At 64.8% G+C, this 14120-nt stretch carries 18 protein-coding genes, 4 tRNA genes and 1 pseudogene; 7 read left to right on the top strand and 16 right to left on the bottom strand.

What is annotated here, in order from left to right:
- Positions 1–341 precede the first annotated feature (341 nt).
- The 12 genes from ACW2Q0_RS06065 to ACW2Q0_RS06010 are packed head-to-tail and all read right to left on the bottom strand — an operon-like array spanning position 342 to position 7578.
- The gene (locus tag ACW2Q0_RS06065; protein ID WP_457187022.1) at positions 342–1463 is read right to left on the bottom strand and encodes a site-specific integrase; all 1122 of its coding nucleotides are present in this window, start codon (positions 1461–1463) and stop codon (positions 342–344) included.
- Positions 1463–1681, bottom strand: coding sequence for an excisionase family DNA-binding protein (locus ACW2Q0_RS06060; protein WP_457187020.1), 219 nt, complete (start codon positions 1679–1681; stop codon positions 1463–1465). The genes ACW2Q0_RS06065 and ACW2Q0_RS06060 overlap by 1 nt, the downstream gene beginning before the upstream one ends.
- Before the next feature lie 14 nt (positions 1682–1695).
- On the bottom strand, positions 1696–3336 hold the full coding sequence (locus tag ACW2Q0_RS06055; RefSeq protein ID WP_457187018.1) for a replication initiator: 1641 nt from the start codon (positions 3334–3336) through the stop codon (positions 1696–1698).
- A gap of 2 nt (positions 3337–3338) precedes the next feature.
- Complete coding sequence (locus ACW2Q0_RS06050; RefSeq protein WP_457187016.1) at positions 3339–3980, bottom strand: hypothetical protein; 642 nt, start codon at positions 3978–3980, stop codon at positions 3339–3341.
- Positions 3977–4150, bottom strand: coding sequence for a hypothetical protein (locus ACW2Q0_RS06045; protein WP_457187014.1), 174 nt, complete (start codon positions 4148–4150; stop codon positions 3977–3979). Before ACW2Q0_RS06045 ends, ACW2Q0_RS06050 begins: the two co-directional genes overlap by 4 nt.
- Positions 4147–4344, bottom strand: a complete 198-nt coding sequence (locus ACW2Q0_RS06040) for a hypothetical protein (protein WP_457187012.1) — start codon at positions 4342–4344, stop codon at positions 4147–4149. The genes ACW2Q0_RS06045 and ACW2Q0_RS06040 overlap by 4 nt, the downstream gene beginning before the upstream one ends.
- 3 nt (positions 4345–4347) lie before the next feature.
- The gene (locus ACW2Q0_RS06035) at positions 4348–4590 is read right to left on the bottom strand and encodes a hypothetical protein (protein ID WP_457187010.1); all 243 of its coding nucleotides are present in this window, start codon (positions 4588–4590) and stop codon (positions 4348–4350) included.
- An 11-nt stretch (positions 4591–4601) separates the two neighbouring features.
- On the bottom strand, positions 4602–5924 hold the full coding sequence (locus ACW2Q0_RS06030; RefSeq protein ID WP_457187008.1) for an FtsK/SpoIIIE domain-containing protein: 1323 nt from the start codon (positions 5922–5924) through the stop codon (positions 4602–4604).
- Complete coding sequence (locus tag ACW2Q0_RS06025) at positions 5921–6235, bottom strand: hypothetical protein (protein ID WP_457187006.1); 315 nt, start codon at positions 6233–6235, stop codon at positions 5921–5923. The genes ACW2Q0_RS06030 and ACW2Q0_RS06025 overlap by 4 nt, the downstream gene beginning before the upstream one ends.
- 1 nt (position 6236) lies before the next feature.
- Positions 6237–6878 (bottom strand): DUF2637 domain-containing protein, encoded by a 642-nt coding sequence (locus ACW2Q0_RS06020; protein WP_457187005.1) that lies wholly within the window; start codon positions 6876–6878, stop codon positions 6237–6239.
- Positions 6879–6880: 2 nt separating this feature from the next.
- A complete protein-coding gene (locus tag ACW2Q0_RS06015; protein ID WP_457187003.1) occupies positions 6881–7117 on the bottom strand; it encodes a hypothetical protein in 237 nt (78 codons plus the stop codon).
- A gap of 2 nt (positions 7118–7119) precedes the next feature.
- A complete protein-coding gene (locus ACW2Q0_RS06010) occupies positions 7120–7578 on the bottom strand; it encodes a hypothetical protein (protein ID WP_457187001.1) in 459 nt (152 codons plus the stop codon).
- A gap of 130 nt (positions 7579–7708) precedes the next feature.
- Here ACW2Q0_RS06010 and ACW2Q0_RS06005 point away from each other — a divergent pair.
- The 3 genes and pseudogenes from ACW2Q0_RS06005 to ACW2Q0_RS05995 all read left to right on the top strand — a co-directional run.
- A pseudogene (locus ACW2Q0_RS06005) lies at positions 7709–7930 on the top strand (GntR family transcriptional regulator); the annotation flags it as partial.
- Positions 7931–8098: 168 nt separating this feature from the next.
- On the top strand, positions 8099–8539 hold the full coding sequence (locus ACW2Q0_RS06000) for a UTRA domain-containing protein (protein WP_457187722.1): 441 nt from the start codon (positions 8099–8101) through the stop codon (positions 8537–8539).
- Positions 8536–9306, top strand: coding sequence for a glycosyltransferase family 2 protein (locus tag ACW2Q0_RS05995; RefSeq protein ID WP_457186999.1), 771 nt, complete (start codon positions 8536–8538; stop codon positions 9304–9306). Before ACW2Q0_RS06000 ends, ACW2Q0_RS05995 begins: the two co-directional genes overlap by 4 nt.
- 656 nt (positions 9307–9962) lie before the next feature.
- Here ACW2Q0_RS05995 and ACW2Q0_RS05990 read toward each other — a convergent pair.
- A complete protein-coding gene (locus tag ACW2Q0_RS05990) occupies positions 9963–10769 on the bottom strand; it encodes a hypothetical protein (RefSeq protein WP_457186997.1) in 807 nt (268 codons plus the stop codon).
- 493 nt (positions 10770–11262) lie between these two features.
- Positions 11263–11334: transfer RNA gene (locus tag ACW2Q0_RS05985), tRNA-Val, on the bottom strand.
- Between the two features lie 513 nt (positions 11335–11847).
- Here ACW2Q0_RS05985 and ACW2Q0_RS05980 point away from each other — a divergent pair.
- From ACW2Q0_RS05980 to ACW2Q0_RS05965, 4 genes are all read left to right on the top strand, one after another.
- Positions 11848–11920, top strand: a tRNA-Gly gene (locus tag ACW2Q0_RS05980).
- Between the two features lie 44 nt (positions 11921–11964).
- A tRNA-Cys gene (locus tag ACW2Q0_RS05975) sits at positions 11965–12035 on the top strand.
- A gap of 1 nt (position 12036) precedes the next feature.
- Positions 12037–12111: transfer RNA gene (locus ACW2Q0_RS05970), tRNA-Val, on the top strand.
- A 138-nt stretch (positions 12112–12249) separates the two neighbouring features.
- Entirely contained in the window at positions 12250–12555 is a 306-nt protein-coding gene (locus ACW2Q0_RS05965) for a hypothetical protein (protein WP_457186995.1), read from the top strand.
- Between the two features lie 70 nt (positions 12556–12625).
- Here ACW2Q0_RS05965 and ACW2Q0_RS05960 read toward each other — a convergent pair whose 3' ends face one another.
- Together ACW2Q0_RS05960 and ACW2Q0_RS05955 are read right to left on the bottom strand one after the other, a co-directional pair.
- On the bottom strand, positions 12626–12967 hold the full coding sequence (locus ACW2Q0_RS05960) for a hypothetical protein (RefSeq protein ID WP_457186994.1): 342 nt from the start codon (positions 12965–12967) through the stop codon (positions 12626–12628).
- A gap of 222 nt (positions 12968–13189) precedes the next feature.
- Positions 13190–13879, bottom strand: coding sequence for a hypothetical protein (locus tag ACW2Q0_RS05955; RefSeq protein WP_457186992.1), 690 nt, complete (start codon positions 13877–13879; stop codon positions 13190–13192).
- Positions 13880–14120 lie beyond the last annotated feature (241 nt).

Below are 14120 nucleotides of genomic sequence, written 5' to 3'. Positions count from 1 at the left end.
GCTTCGTGGAGCCCGACTCCCATGGCGTGGAAGTCGGACGCAATAGTAAAGAGTAAGCAAAGTGCATGGAAAGTTTTATGGTGCGATTGTGGCCAACTGCTATCAAAATGTGACCCAAGCCACAGCTCGACACAGCGGATTCCAGCGGGAGTGGGACGGAGATTCGGCGGACTCTGCGCCCAGAACAAATAAGGCCGGGCACTCGTGGTGCACCGACCTTGTTCGAATGGGTGGTCCCAGCTGGTTTCGAACCAGCGACCTTCCGCGTGTGAGTCAGGCGCATCGTTGCAGGTGAGGACACGAGCACGAGCCGACGTGTCCCACACGTGCCCCTGAATCCTTCAGTGCTTCACGATGATCGTTCGCGGCAGCTCGACTGCATTCCCCCTGGCCGCTAGCTTGCTCAGCTGAGCTGCGACCTCCTTGTCGCGCCCGTCGACAGCGTGCAGGTACCGCAGCGCAGCGGCCGTCGAGGCATGCCCGAGCCGCTTTTTGAGATCAGCGAGCGTGGCCCCGGTTGCCGCAGCCAAGGTCTGACCGGTGTGCCTCAGGTCATGGAAGCTGACCTTTACTCCGACCCGATTCCGAGCCCGGACGAACGCCTGATAGATCGCGTTGCCCCGCATGCGCTGGCCGTCCTGGCCGACGAACAGCCATGTTTTCCCCGACCAGCTCTCCAGGTGTTCTACGAGGAAAGGCCGCAGGTGCGGCGGGATGGATACCGGCCGCTTACCTGCGTCGGTCTTCGGGTCCTTGTCGAACGCCTCGCCGGATTCCAGGAGCTCGACCCGATTGCGCCGGACCCAGACCTCATCGGCCACCAGGTCCAGGTCTACGACCGCCAGGCCGATAATCTCGCCGCGCCGCAAGCCGCACCATGCCGCCAGCAGGACCGCCGCCCGGTACCGCGGAGTGATCTTCTCCACCAGTTCGGCGACCTCAGCCGGAGTCGCGACGGTACGTTCCTTCGCCCGGTCCGAACCAGCGCCCTTGATCGCGCAGGGGTTTGCAGAAATCGCACCGTCCCGCTTGGCCTGGTTCATCACCGTCCGCAGGAACCGGTAGGACTGAGCAATAGAGGTCCTACCACCGGTACCCGCAAGCGCCTTGGCGTGCCAGCTGCGCACCACTGGAGGCGTGATCGCGATGAGTGGCTTATCAAGGAGCTCCGTCATGTGCAGGCGCATGTTCCGTCTGCACGTCTCCTCCCACCGCGGGCCAACGTCGGGGTTGTCGCGCAGGTAGGCCGAGGCGTAGTCCCCGAACTGCTCCCGCCCGATCCGTTCATCGAGCCATGCGCCACGGCTTATGTCGGACTCCACGTTGACCAACCACCGGTCAGCGTCAGTCTTCGTGCGGAACGTCTGTGGCGCGTTCTGTCGCTTGCCATTCGGGCCGATGAACGACGCTTGATACTTGCCCGAAGGCAGCTTGCGAACTTTGCCGAACCGCCGACGACCCATCAGGCCACCGCCCTGCCGCCGCTCCAGCGGACCTCGATCGGTTCGACCTTGCCCGCTTGGGCGTACGCCTCCAGGTCCGACACCTTGAACCGCACGTGCCCGCCGACCTTGTAGAACACCACTCGCCGTTCCGCGACCAGCCGACGAATGAACCGAACGCCGGTGCCGAGGTAGACCGCCGCGCCATCCACGTCCACGTATCCAGGTCTGATATCCACTGCTTCGCCCTCCCCTATGCCGCTTGCAGAATTGCCGAATTTTCTTGTGTGCCCGGTGGTTTGGCTGCGAGTAGCGCCCGCGTGTATTCCGCGTGCCAGGTGATGCGCTGCGAGATCGCGGTCATGATCAGGTGGTCGCGGGGTGGCACGTTCTTGTCGCCGTTCTCGACGGGGGTGATGATCCAGCGGGAGCGGTCGGGTTTGACGATGCCGACCTCGGCGAGGGTTTGGCGGACGAATTCGGCGCGTTCGTGTTTGTGGTCGGGCAGGTCCTTGTTCGACCATTTCCGGGAGTCCAGCACCCGGCGCCCGGGTAGGCCGAGGGTGTCTCGGCGGTGGGCTTTGCCCTTGCAGCGGCCGGGCACGGTCTTCTCGGTCGCGCCGTGGGGGACGATGCCGTAGCGGAACCAGACCGGGCAGCTTTTCGAGCACGGAGTGTGCTGCAGCTCGGTGTGCAACCGGTCGTAGTGGACCGCAGCGGCGGTGGTCTTCGGCTCGATCACCTCACCGATGGATTTGGTGAGGTATTTGGTCAGGTAGCCGATGTGGCGGTGGGCTTCCTCGCTGCCGCCGAGGATGCCTTTCGAGTCGACCTGGGCGCCGAACCGCACGACGTGGGCGGGTTCGAGTTCGTCGACGGTGTCCATGACGTCGAGGGCTTGCGTCCAGGTGGTCAACGGCTGCCCGGTGTCGGGGTCGGTGAACGCGCCCACTTGCGGGTTCCAGACCGGCATCCGGTCCCCGCTGTAAACCTCCCGGTCGTGGTGGGGCCACCAGATCTGTTTGTAGGTGGCGGCGGTGACCGCGCGGATCATCTCGTGCGACACCGCGCCGCGGATCGCGAGGTGGATGTGAGGGGCGCCGCGGCGTTGGGGTTCCACGGTGCCCCAGTACTGCACGTTCCAGCCCACCGCCCGGCGCAGGTTCTGCACCCAGCGGTCGAACAGGGCCGCGAAGTGCACGATGTCACGGGCCGCGCGGGTGTAGTCGTAGGTGTCCGGATCGGCGGGTGCGCCGTCGGCGCGGACACGGCCGTAGCTGTCGAGAGTGAGGGTGACGAACATCGAGGGCCGGAACCGGCCGGCATACTGCTGACCGATCGTGGTCTTGGCGACCTTGCGGCGCGGCAGATCCGGCACATCGTCACGCCGCTTCGTCGAACGAGTGCGCCGTGTTTTGGGTTTCGCGTCGAAGGCCGGGAGCCGTCCCCGGAACCCGGACTCGCGCAACTGAACATCCAAACTCGTCGCGATCTCCCGGATAGCGAGGGCGAGTTCGGTGTCGTCGTCGGCTCGGGCGTTCTGGTACTGGGCGAACAGGTCCGAGCGTGCCCGCAGCAGGCCCTTCTGTTCCTCGGTGGGCTCGTTGGGGGTTCTGACGGGTTCGTGGTCGAGGTGCCAGCCCTCCCGGCACTGGGTCTGGCGCAGGTGCCGGTTCTTCTCCGCACAGGCCGGGCAGGTGGACGCGATGGTGGCCTTGCACGGCGACCCGACATAGGACACGGCCAGGGTGGTGCGGTCCTCGGCGCGCATCGGGATCGGGCGACGGCACACCTTGTGCTCATCGGCCAACGACGCGGCGACAGACCGGAAATCCGGCAGGTTACGACGCTGCGCCGCAGTCCGCCGGACATCGGTGGCGGGGGTGTCCACCATGGTTACGCGGCCTCCTTCTCGTCCCACAGCCATTCGACGGTCGTGGTGGGTAAGACAACGGGTTCGGCGAGGGCATCACGGCGGCGGAAGCCGAGTTCGACGGTCGAGGCAGCGACGATCGCGGCGCGGCACTCCAACACCCCGAACGCATGGCCGAGCGCGACCGCGGCACCGGTGTAGGTGTCCGGGCACTGACCAGGCAGCATCCGCACCCGCACCCGGTCCACGGCCTCCCCGATCGTCACCGACAGAATCCGCGGGTAGCGCGTCACCTCACCCTCACGCACCGCCAGCCCGCACGCGGTCGTGAGCCGGACCCAGCGGCGGCGGTAACGCCACCAGGCTTGTGCACGGGTACGGGCACGGTGGGTGATCCACCGCCGGAACGAATCCGGGCGCAGCCACCGCCACACCACCAGCGGCGCGACGGACACGGCAGCGGCAGCGACCCCGACCGGCCAGCCCACCACGAACCCAGCCGTGACCGCAGCCGCGGCCGGTGCCGACAGCATCGGGAACAACAGCGCCCATTTCACCGCGACAGCGGCCCCGGTGACAGCGGCGATCAGGACGTGACCGACACCGGTCAAGACCAACTCGGCGGGGTCGGTGATGGTGGTCGTGGTCGAGGTGACGGTCTTCACGGCTGGGTCTCCTGCTGCTCGGACAGGTGGAACAGATCGAGCTGTCCCGGTGTCGGGTCGTAGAGCTTCGCCGGAACCGGAACGGTCCGGGTGCGCCGTTTGCGGATGCCGTCGGCGGCCGTTGCCACGATCGGATTGACCGGTGCCGCAGCCGGTTTCGCCTCGGTCATGCCGCCCACCCACCATCATCGGAGTCGCTGTCACCGTCGATGTCCCACGCAGGGACGATGCCGGTCTCGGCGGCCAGGCCGAACGCAACCGCGACCGGATCGGCGCCACGGCGCTCGAGCAGGCCCCGGCGACGGGCAGCGAAGTCGATCACGTTCTCGGCGTAGAAACCGTGGGTGGTGTTGGTGCGCTTCATGATTCAGTCCTTCGAGTAGAGTTCGTCGATCTCGGCGTCAGCGCGTTCGATGACGCGGCAGTCGGGGCACAGGACGCGGTCACCGTCGTAGAACCAGTCCCACTCGGTGGTGTGGGAATTGAGACAGTCCACGGCCTGGGCGCGCGAGGTGAAGCAGATGCCGTTGGCGACGTGCCCGTGGGAGCCTTCTTCGGCGTAGACCTCGCCACAGCAGTCGCAGTAGATGCGGATATGGGTTTCGGTCACGAGTCCTCGTTTCATGCCGCCACCGGCCCGTTCTCGCCGTCGCCGAGGTCATCCGGATCGAAGTCGCTGTAGTCCTCAGCGGGACCGGTGATCGGCGGTGCCGGGGAGTAGGCATCCACGATCGCGTCGATATCGGCGTCGGAGACGTAGAACGCGCGCACCCGCACGAACTCGCTCGTGCCGTCCTCACCGACGTAGCCGACACCCGGTGTCAGATCGGAAATCTCGTCGCAGCGTGCGCCACGGTCCCGCGCACCCTGGCCGTGGACCATCGCGTTCTGGGTCGGCTCGTCCAGGCGCAGCCCGATGCGGATCGGGAACAGTTGCCGGTTGGGCATCGTCTCCTTCGACGGGTCCTGCAACGCCGCGATCACCGACACCGCCGCCGCACGCCCCTGCGACAGCAAGAGCCCTGTGAGCCTGCGGAATTCGTTCTGTTCCTCGCGGCTGGCATAGGACGACAGCGACGCGGCCTCATCGATGATGATCAGAATCAGCGGCTCATCGGTGGTCGGAACGAGCTTGCGTAGACCGGCGCGACGCATCCGGATCAGCCGTTCGCGCATGATCTGCTCGGCTTCGCGCAGCATCGTGAGGATGGTTTCGTTGTCGGTAGCGAAACGCACGAACAACCGGTCCTCGCCCTTACCGAACTCCGCACCGCCCTTCGGGTCGGCCATCCACACATCCATCAGGCCGTCGCGGATGGCCGGGCCGAGTGCGGCGATGATCGACCACAGCACCGAGCCCTTACCCGACCCGGTGGCGCCCGCGAGCAGGATGTGCCCGTAGAGCACCCGCACCCGCCAGGTGTCGAAGTCCTCGGTCACCCCGACCGGGACCGCTTCCAGGTCCACACCCACCCCGGCGGTCAAGCCCGGCAGGGATGCGGTGTCGGCCAAGGTGTCGTAGACCCGCAGATCCAGGCGGACGAAGCCGGGATCGGTGGAGGTGACCGTCACGGCCGGGACACCGAAGTAGGCAGCCAGCGCCGCGCGGGTGTTGTCGTTGTTCCAGTCCTTGAGCGACTGCCCGCCGAGCATCTGCACATCCACCGACATCCCGAAATCGGTGTAGGCCGCAGCAACGACGTTTGGGAACCCCGACTGCATCGAACCTAACCCCAACGCTGGCCACATCAGGGCCAGTTGCGCCGAGTCGGTCACCACGAACACCGCCGTGCGCAGCTCGACCGGAGCAGCCGCGACCATCTCACGGGCATCGCCAGCCGGTGCTGTATCCGCACCGCGCGCGGCGAGTGACCGCAGCCACCACACCGCCGACGCCCCCGTGCACAGGCCACCGGCGAGCATGACCGTCCCAGCGATACTCATTCCCAATCCCCCTCCATTCGTGCCGGTCCGCGCTCCAACTCGCAGAACAGGCGGCACCCGCTCTGGGCGGGGGGTGGAACGGGAGCCTTGTCGACATCCGGCCGACCGAGACCGGCGTCCTCGCAGAACATCACGCACCCACGCGGCGCCGGAGCCGGGCCATCGGTTGTAGTGGCCACCGCCGAGGACGACGCAGCGGCCGGGACAGTCGCGGCCGGAGTCACCGAGGAGGTGCCCAGCACTCCCACACCGGCCAACAGGGTCACCAGCGACGAAACACCCATCGCCACAGCAGGAACAGAAGCAGTCATCTCAACCCCCAACAGGGACAGCGATCGGCAGCATGGTTTGCTGCGGTCGCGAAGAACGAACAGGAATGTGCACCGGCGCAGCAGGCACCGGACGAAGCCCAGCCACCCGCACCGGCTCCGGCAGCGGGTCAGGCTCGAGCTCAGAGACCGACACCGCTTCCGGCTCAGGCTCAGATGTGGCCTGCTCTGCGGCAGGCTCGATGACCGGTGCCGGTTCGGATGCCGAATCACGTTGTGCCGCACGGATCAGAAGCGCCAACCCGTGCGTGTCGGCCAGCAGGGAAATCGGGGCGATTGCAGCCACCAGCGCTGAGGCCCACCACGGCAGTTCCCGACCGGCCGCGACCGCGTGCAGCGAGTTCCCCGCCACCGACACCACCGAGCCGACGATCAGGACCGTGACGAAGAACCGGCGTTCTGGAGCGTGCGCGAGTACCAGCACCCCGAAGGTGGCCAGCAGGATCGTGCCGTCCACGATCAACGGGAACAGCCACGCATCACGCGCCGGGATGTGTGCCAGGACCGCAAGGTCCTTGAGCGTGGCGAACGACAACCGGAACGCTGCCGCCCCGACCGCGATGATGATGACCACGGCGGACCAGCGCGCAAGACGCATCCCCGCCGACTGATCCGCCGCACCCATCCTCAGGCCGCCTTATCCGACGAAACGGACCCCACGCCAGCGTCGTGCTCAGCCAGAATCCCCGGCAGGGCTTCGGCCAGCGTGCGGGCATCAGCGATGCTCAGGCACAGATACGCATCCGACCCGGACAACGTCACGTACACCCACGCGGGACGCGACCGGTACTCATCCCGGCCCCCGGCCTTGTACTCGACGGCGATCCCGTCGTAACCGGAAACAGTGGCATTGAAAAACGACATGATCACGCCGCCTTACCGGCCGGACGAGCCGCACCCGGATCAGCCGGGGCCTGCCGCGCACCCGAGTTATCGCCCTTGATGCCGGTCGCGCGGATGTTCCAGCCGATCGACTTGAACTCCCCCGAACCCTGCACCTTCGGCTTGATCTGCAACCCCTCCAACACGATCGGAGTCATCCCCGGAATCAGCGCAGCAGCCGAAGGAACAGGCTGCACATCCGCCACGAACGTCAGATCGAACGACGTACCCTTCGCGCCCGAACCCGCCGGATCGGTGACCGTGCCCCTCCACAACCGCTTACCCGTGCCGTTGCCGTCCTTGTCCAGATCCACTCGCTGCCGCTTCACCGCATTGCGATCCGAACTGAACTCCGTCATCGGCTCGATCTCACCCATCAACACGAGACCCATCGGGAACGCTTCTTCGAACGCGACCGTGAACCAAACATCCTTCAAAGCCATTGCTCAATCTCCTTGTCAGAGCTGTGTGGATACTCGAATATGGTGGCAACTTCTATGGTCTTCTATAGAAGTACCTCCTATAGAGGACCATGGGACACCCAAAGAAGTCAAGACCTAAAGAGGACATAAGATGAAGCCGTCTTCGACACTGAGAGGTAGCGCCGTGCCAGCGAAGTACGAGCTAATCGCGGACGATATTCGTCGGCAGATCGACGCTGGGGAGCTAATCCCCGGCGAACGAATCCCAGGTGAATCCGCGCTAGTCGAGCGATACAAGGTCAGTCCGCCCACCCTCCGGCAGGCACTACTGGTCTTGCGATCCGAAGGGCTGTTGGACGCGCGGCACGGGATCGGGACGTTCGTCCGGGCGCCTCGGCAGAAGGTTCGCCGGGACGCAGCTCGCTATCAGTGGGAGAAGGACCGGGTCCACCTGTCGGAGTCTCAGCGCCGAGAAACTGGCGCAACGGAGCGGGACACCGGCGTCACGGTCGACGACCTTCGGTTCTCAGCACACTATGCGGTGATCGACGCGGACGAACGCATCGCCGAAGTGCTCGGCATATCGGTAGGCGATCGGGTGCTTCGGCGCGACTACCGAACGATGCTCGACCACGAGGGTGTACCGCTCAACCTCAGCACCTCCTACATCGCCTACGATCTCGCTGCAGCAAACCCCCGCCTGCTCGAAGACGGCAACGAGCCGTGGCCGGGCGGCACACAGCACCAGCTGTTCACCGTCGGCATCGAGGTCGATCGAGTAGACGAAACGATCAGCACCCGACCCCCGACCACCGACGAGACCACAGAACTCGACCTCTCGACCGGGGTGTCCGTATTCGTCGTACAGAAGCGGACCATCGACACCACCGGTCGCGTCGTGGAATTCTCCGACGTCATCCTTCCCGGCGACCGGACGGAACTGATCTTTTCAACCGAACTCGCCCGCTGGGAAGCATCATGAACCACACGATTTCCATCATTACGGCGACCTACCGGCCGATCGCCGAGTACCTGGATGCCGCGTTCAAGTCACTTGTGGCGCAAGAACTCCCAGACGGCTGGGCTTGGGAATGGATCGTCCAGGAGGACGGAACGACAGGCGCCGCTATTCCCATGCTTCCTGACGATTCACGTATCCGGCCGGGGATGGGGCGGCACGGCGGACCCGGGGTGTGCCGGTCTTTGGCCCTCGCTCGATCGATCGGCACGTACGTCAAAGTGCTCGATTCCGATGACCAGCTCACACCAGGAACTCTCGCACGGGACATCGACGCACTCGGTCAGCCCGGAGTCGGGTGGACCACGTCGCGGGTACTCGACCTGTTGCCGGACGGGTCGACGGTCGGGTTCGACCAGGACCCCGACAACGGCCGGGTTCCGAGCGGGGCCGTCCTCGAGCACTGGCGCCGGAACGACTTCCGGGCACCCGTCCATCCGGCGTCACTGTGCATTCGCCGAGACTTGCTGCTCGCCGCAGGCGGATGGATGGCACTACCAGCGTCCGAGGACATCGGACTCCTGCTCGCCGCGGACGCCCTCACCGATGGATGGTTCACAGCCGAGCCAGGCTTGCTCTACCGCAAATGGGACGGCCAGATGACCGCCCATCCGACCCACATCGACCCGACCGAACGCACAGCGCGAATGCGCCTCATCGAGGAACGAGCGGACTCTATGCACCGCACGACATCGTTCGACCTCGCGGCCGAGTTGACCGACCAAGCTTGACGGCCGGTATGAATAGTCAACTACACTTGCGCCATCACGCGAGTGATGCCGAAGCTGGGGGCGACGAGGCAACGCCGCCCCCAGCGGGTGGGATTAGCTAGCCCGCCATACTCGGCGGACCAGGATGAGCGCCCCGGCGATCACGGCAGCTGTTGCAAGCACGATGCCGTAATCGACCGGGGCCTTGCTCTTTCTCCGGCGATGTTTCGCCATCCCCACCACCTCCTTCCTGGGCGCGGTGTGTGGACCAAGTCCACCGCCCCTCGGTAGGAGGTGCACCCACCCTACGCGACCGAAGCGACCAGAACCGTTGAACCTCAACATGTTCCGACACTTCGCCGGTCAGTCCAGGATGTGAGCCGGAGCGTATGACGGTCGCACAGGCATCCGCACGATCCGCGTATCACTATCGAGCGCGCCTCGCGTTGTGCGAGTTGTTGCCGAATTTCGCCATACAGGATCAAGGGCGGCGCGCACGGCGCGCCGCCGCCGCACGTCGCCGCGCAGCCGCCGGACCTCCGACAGGCTGCGGTCAGGCGGGCGCGTCGGTGCGTCGGCGGCACCCCGAGCGCACACGCCCAGTTCCTGAACCGCTCAATCCGCACCCATCGTGACCGGTCAACCGGCTCGTGTCACCTTTGCCAGAGGCCATAGCCTCATTCCGCAGTGGTCTCGCGCTCGCCAGCCTCCACAAGTTGGCGTTCGCGCGCCTTCTTCGCTATGGCCGCCTGCTCGATTGCCGGCAGCTTCGAAAACTCGTACAACCCAGCCATTTCCGAATCATCAACTGGGTAGTTCTTACGGCTGTCGTCCATCAGCTGCCACTTACCAGTAGCTCGACCGCCGATTCGGACGATCTGCGCAGGTGGGTCGTTCACCCAGCAGAAGACATAACCGTCGTCGTCTTCAAAGGTGACGGCTGGCAGAAGTGCGAAAGCTCCTTCTCTGATATCCACTGCGTCCGTGCTTCCCATCCTGCTAGCACGGATCATCGTCGCGTACGACTCTCCCGGCTGAAGTAGCCCCGTCGGATGGGGAAAGGTCACCGCAAACTCTGACCGGTACGACTCCAAATCGTGCGCGACCGCCAACCCGCCCAGCCACTGGAGGTCGTACACGGCCCTGTCGTCGCCGTTGTCCACATTCACCATCCAGCCTCCGCCGCCACCGGGTAGCGATGCATCCCACGTAACCCTCACTCGGACTCGCTTGGCCCGCCGGAGGGCGCGTGCTTCCGCCTTTCTGCTTTCCTCCAGCTCCTCACGGGTCCGCTGCTTCACATTGTCAACGGCTACCCAGGCAGCGATACTCACCGCGATAGTCGACAGCATGGCGCTTGCCCATGTCCCGGCTGGCCCCCACTGGATCCCCCATTGCAGCTGGCGGTTCAGGGCCGCGAGGCTGAACCCCAACCCCAGAATGATCATAACAACAGCTGCGACAGTTAGCTTTTTGACCGGCACAGGCTGTAGATCGGCGAACCAGTCTGTTCCGATACAAGGAATCGCCGACACGTTGTCCGAAAGGACGTGTGAGTTCGAGTCCCACAAGCAGCACGGCAACTCACGGCAGTGCAACGGCAGGCGACGAATCTCACGCCTAGAGAACCACATCCCGGCTTGGGTTCCCGCCTCCTCATGGCCCCATGATCTGACTTCGCACCGGGTGAGTAAAGGGCGCTATCGCGTCGCTACGCGATGCCTACGGCCCCCTTGACTAACCCTCCCTCAGCACAGGACGGCCAGTATGAGGAAGCGGGGAAAGTAGGTGCCGGACAGGCAGATCGGCGATCTATGCGCGATCCAAGAGCCAAAAGACACGCAGTTCTCGCCGTGCCCCCCGCGTGCCCCTACCTCCGGATTCCGACGAGCAAAGGCGGTCAATCACGGTCACATGCCCCCCTGGGGTATGACATGAAAAATACCCCCGACCAGGCGATATGTCGAGGGGATTCGGTGGTCCCAGCTGGTTTCGAACCAGCGACCTTCCGCGTGTGAGGCGGACGCTCTCCCGCTGAGCTATGGGACCTTACTTGGCGTTCGAGCAGCGGCGCCATTCGAACGAGATGGAACCATAGCACGCACTACCGGCGTCTCACCAAATCGCCACCCCGACAGCGATGATCGGCCGTCGAGCGTCGCGACCATCGTTGGTGGCGGCTCGTGAATTGCGAAGTGGTGCAGTAGCTCTCGAGGCGGGCCATCTACATCGAATGCCCGTCCGCGGGACCACCCCTTCGAGGGCGGTACGGACCACGCGGGGTTTGCCGTGCGCGCACCGGGATCGACTTCGATTCCGCCTGGCCGGTTACCCCGACCCGTACCGCTCGCAAACATTCCGATCCGATGGCCAGGTTCGGATGTGGCGCACTCCGGCCGATCCCGGGAACTTCGGCCCGGGATACACCGACCGAACCTCGTGAACAACACCCACGTAATTCAACTTCAGGCCGTTCTACCAGCGGATTTGTAGGTTGCGCCGAACGTCGGCTAATGTTCTGTCTCGCACCACGGAGGGCAGCAAGCCCCCGGAGATGCAAATGCGGATGTAGCGCAGCTGGTAGCGCATCACCTTGCCAAGGTGAGGGTCGCGGGTTCGAATCCCGTCATCCGCTCGAGGAGTAGGGCCAGGCAATAGTAAAGCCTTCCCCCTTCGCACGGTGGAGTGGCCGAGTGGTGAGGCAACGGCCTGCAAAGCCGTGCACACGGGTTCGATTCCCGTCTCCACCTCGCGCGATTAGCTCAGCGGGAGAGCGCTTCCCTGACACGGAAGAGGTCACTGGTTCAATCCCAGTATCGCGCACCATCGTAACGCCAGGTCAGAGGCACTTTTCGAGGAAACTCGGAAGGTGCCTCTTCTGCTTTCAGCCGCCGAACACACACTCAGCACACGCACGGTTGGGTAATTCCGGGCCGCCGGGAACAACTCCGAGCCTATGTACAGATGCGGCGGGCCGAGCTGCTGGCCGCGCGCGGCGAGACGCAGGCAGCCCGGCGAGCCCTGGCCGACGCGGACTCTGCGACCGAAGCGACGCACGGCGTCGCACCGCCGGAAGCAATGTACTGGTGGACTCCCGGATTCGGTTCCGTGCAACGCGGTGGTGTTCTGTCCCTATTGGGGGACACGGTCCGTGCGATCGAGGAAGCCACGGACGGCCTGGCGGAGATGCCTGTAGAGCACCGCCGAACCGAATGGCTGGCATCCGCACTACGCCGCGTCGACCCGGACATGAGCGCGGTCAGCGTGTAGGCGCGGCGCCCGCGCGAGTACGCGGATCTCGGTGAACTCATCCGCGCCGCCGCAGTCCCGACGAATGGGCTCAGCCCGCGACGTCGAGCAGGGTACGGATGATCATGAAGATGGCGGCTATGCCGAAGCAGGCCAGTCCGACGACCCATACCGTGAACATCTGCCGCAGCGGGATCAGGTTGCCGATCCAACCGGCGTCCAGGTCCGCGATGTCCTGTTGTGCCTCGAATGCCGTGCCGTGGGCGCCCCAGGCGCCCGCACCGAGTTCCTGCTGCTCGAAACGCTCCAGCCACAGCGCATCTTTGCGGCCGGAGAGGCGGTGACTCGCCATCAGCATGATCGAGATGAGCGAGACGATCAGCGCAAGAAGCGACGATGCGATCCGCGCGACGGCGTCGTTGGCGGCCGCCATGGAGATACTGAACAAGAAGGCCTGGGCGGTCAGACTGATAGCCGGCACCTGCCAGAGCAGATTTTCGTATTGCAGATGTCGGTCGGCCACACTCTGGTAGAGCAACCTCAGTTCGGGCGACCGCCGGGAAGATGGCTCGTCCACAAGAACGTACTGTGGCACAGCCGTGCGGACTCGGTGGAGTATTTCACTTCCGAATGTTCCTGTCGGCTATACGCGCGATCAATCGCGCTGAGTCTGCGATTGATCGAACAGTCCGGAGCGGGCCAGGATGAGGCCGCTGACGACGAGCACCCAGGCCGGAAACACCAGGGCCAGCCACATGCTCGTATCGCCCGCGATCAGGAGCGCCACAGCCAGCAGGTAGCTCATGACAGCGAGCCAGCGGGGCATCAGCCTGGTCTTCAGCCAGATCGTCGCAAGCGAGATCATGAATACTGCGGCCATGCGCAGCGCATAGGTCTTGGTCGCCGAGAGCACGACCCGCTTGCCGAAGTTCATCAGTTCGGCGTGAGCGGCCGGATCGGTGGCACCGGGATTGGTTGCCGCCAGACCGGCGGCCACGGCGGTCGCGACGAACATCATCGCCAGGAACAGCAGCGCGCTGCCCAGGAATACCGATAAGAAGAACCGGTCTTCATAACGGCCGAATCCGTCGCGCACGACTCCGACAAACCACAGGAAGGTGATACCGACAAAGGGCATCAGCACTGTCGCCGTGGTGATCGCGCTCCGTTGGCCCGCCACCCAATCGGCCGAATCTTGACCGCCCTCCGGCATTCGGATGCGAATCAGAATCAGCACGGTGGCGAACAGCACCGCGAAGACCACTCCAGCAAGTGCGGCGGCTCGCGGCGTAGACAACTGACGCAGAGCTGGCGCAGGCTTTTTGTGCTGCGGCGACATCGACATGACATCATCGTGTCAGAATCAGATGCCGATGCCCGGCATTTCAGCACCTACGACCAACGGGATCCGACGCGGAATTGCGAGGAGCGTCGGTAATCTCGAATCGTCGAACAGTCATATACACAATGGCGAAATCTGCGAATCCGCCGGAATCCATGTGCCGCATCGAGCTGCCGATCAGTCCGACCGCGGCCTGCGGGTCGAGGCGCCGGTGTGCCAGTGTCGCGCGATATCGCTCGGTGCG

The sequence above is a fragment of the Nocardia citri genome (assembly GCF_054065835.1).
Note: the sequence above shows the minus strand (reverse complement) of the source record. Positions and strands in the feature narration are given on the sequence as shown.